2 protein-coding genes are annotated in these 2,756 nt (G+C 31.6%); both read right to left on the bottom strand.

The window, feature by feature from the left end:
- Nucleotides 1-54: 54 nt before the first annotated feature.
- Nucleotides 55-1,383: a photosystem II assembly protein gene (locus F6K13_RS27080; protein WP_240038881.1), complete on the bottom strand. Its 1,329-nt coding sequence runs from the start codon at nucleotides 1,381-1,383 to the stop codon at nucleotides 55-57.
- A gap of 299 nt (nucleotides 1,384-1,682) precedes the next feature.
- A complete protein-coding gene (locus F6K13_RS27075; protein ID WP_124144342.1) occupies nucleotides 1,683-2,564 on the bottom strand; it encodes a radical SAM protein in 882 nt (293 codons plus the stop codon).
- Nucleotides 2,565-2,756: the final 192 nt, after the last annotated feature.

Genomic DNA, 2,756 nt, shown 5'->3' with positions numbered 1-2,756 from the left:
TATAAAAAGACAAAAAGATAACTGTACCTCATGACTTTGGGAAACGTTATATTTTCATTTTTTGCAGAGAATTATATAGTCATCTAATCCATAGTTTGAGTTATGATTTAATCCAAGATATTGACGTTTAAGTGGGCTTATATATTTTTGAGGAGGTAATTTTTCATTAGCATACTTCAAAAAGTCTTTATGATATTCTCTGATTCCTGTTGAAGTAACATATTTATACCACTCCAGTTTTAACCCTAACTCCTCAACAAACTTTTCAAGCAAGTTTTTTTCTTGGATAATATCTTCTTTGGGCTGCATATTATAAAATCCGAATAATCTTTTTATTTGAACAATTAACATTACATAACCATCACTACTCAAACTCTCCTGAAATATTTTTCGATAAACATCGAAAGACTTTTTCTTTTCTGCTTGGTCAGCAAATAAACAGTGAGAAATAACTATAAAGTCAAAAAAGCGTTGTGGCAAAACTTTCGATTGCTCGTTGTATGTAAAAATATCAGTTGTATCAAATCGAAAATAAAGATTAGTTGGCATTCTTTGTTGTTCTATATATTGTCGCCAAAATTGAAGACCTCGATATTGAAATTGAGCTTGTTTTTCCAAAGAATAGTAACAAATGTGCATTGGAGGAGGGGAGAAAAAACCACTACTACTTTGTAGGAATAAAGCTAACCCATAAGCAACGGTTCCCGGACCAGCACCGATGTCAAGAATATTAAGTTTTGTAGGCAATAATCCAGATTTATATACTAGAAACCAAGCCAAATAACTAGAATATACATGATCGGGAAAATATTTCATCATATAAACATAAGGAGTAAAATTAAAAGCATAATCAGGATCTATATTACGCTTTAGTAATTTCATATCCTCGATCGCTGCTTGCAATTCTGATACTCGTTTTTCTTGGGGCACTCTATTAATTTCTTCCTGTATATACTCTGCCAAACTTGATTCAAAATCGTCAAATATCCGTTCATAGATTCCAGTACATTGCAATAAATTTTCATCTTTTTCAATTAACTGAAAACTCTTCGTGACAAACTCAATAAATTTTGGTTCTGGGGTCAATATATAGTCATCAAGTCGTCTAATTACTGCCTCGTCAAAATCAATCTTTAATTCTAACTCATCTAATTTATAAACAGCTTTTCTCAGATGTTCATTTAAACTGTTGATTTCTCTGTCTTTATCATTTAGAGATGTCTGAAACTTCAGCTTATCCTGATACAACTTCTCTAGGGGCGATAATTTAGCTCCTGAATTTTCAATAGTTTTAAATATATGATTAGCTTGAGCATTTTTGCCTTGTTTTAGGGCAAACCAAAACTTTAGAGAACGCCAAAAATTTGTGATGTAATTATTCATTAGTCAATTCTGCCTGAAATTATTTTATTCCTCAATTATTTAGTTTTTGTATTAACTTAATCGGGGAAATTTTGAGAATTTATCCCTAAATTAAATTGTTGATTTCTCTATCTTTGTTATGTTAAAGATGCCTGAAACTTCAGCCCATTCTGATCCAACTTTTCTAGGAGCGATAATTTATACCAATTTGGAAAAAGAATGTTATAGCAGTTGAAGGAAAGGTTAGGATAGATCAAAAACTGAAAACTCAAACAACCTAAGATTTTTTCTTCTTACTTCTTCCTTCTTCTTTCTTCCTTTTATTCATAAGTAAATCCTGCTTGACCTTCTTTAATTTCTACATCACTCAGTATTTCTACTAACTGAGATTTGAAGCTTTGATAATTTTTATTTTCATTATTGTACCACCAACTATACTTTTTTTTCATATCTATAGCTTCCTCGCGAGTGCTTGCTATGAGCGATCGCTTATGACTAGCATGAAACTCTTGAATTACAACTCTATCTACAAAATTTAGTTGTCTAATAAAATTTTCTTGTTCTTCTGGCAAAGTCGGCAGTAAAGGAGTAATAGTAATAGAAAGTTTAGGCAAATAACCTGTTAAATCATTAATTGTAGTTTTAATTTTTTTCATAGCATTAAGTCTAGCTCTAATACTAGGAGTTTGAGGCTCAAAATCTTTTCTTATTTTCTCACTACCAGTGGGAATACTCATATTAATTCTTAGATGTTTAAATCGCTGTAAAATATCAATATCTCTAGTTATCATTGGGCTGCGAGTTTGGATAACTAAAATTGGTCGATATTCCAACATTACTTCTAATAATCTACGAGTTAATTGAGTTTTAGATTCTATCGGTTGATAGGGGTCTGTCACACTACTCATATAAATACTAGGGGCTTTACTAGGATTTTTCTTATCCCATTTCAATAATTCTTTCTCTAAAACTTCCGCAGCATTTTCTTTAATAAAAACCCATTTTCCCCATTCATCTCTCATTTTTTCATTAGGGCTAAAAGCAGCAGCATAACAATAGCTACAACCATATTGACAACCACGATACGGATTTAAAGTAAAGTCATAAGCTTTAATAAAACCAGTAGCTTTATTTAATATCGATTTAGCGTTTTGTGCGTAAACATCAGCACTGCCAAATTTTTCACTAACTACTAATATCATGTTCGGTTGAATACTTAATAAATAACTGTTGTGAGGAGTCAGGAGTCAGGAGTCAGGAGTCAGGAGGGAAGAAAGGAGTAATACATAGGAAATATTAGAGAATAGTATTGATAATTTCAGGATTTATTTGGTACTGTCAGTGTTATCAGTCCTTAAATTTTATTATAACTGACCCGTCCGTTAGCGTAGCTC

Origin of the sequence: Okeania sp. SIO2B9, from assembly GCF_010672505.1 — a bacterium.
Taxonomy (GTDB): Bacteria; Cyanobacteriota; Cyanobacteriia; order Cyanobacteriales; family Microcoleaceae; genus Okeania; species Okeania hirsuta.
This window is presented reverse-complemented; position numbering and strand designations above follow the sequence as displayed.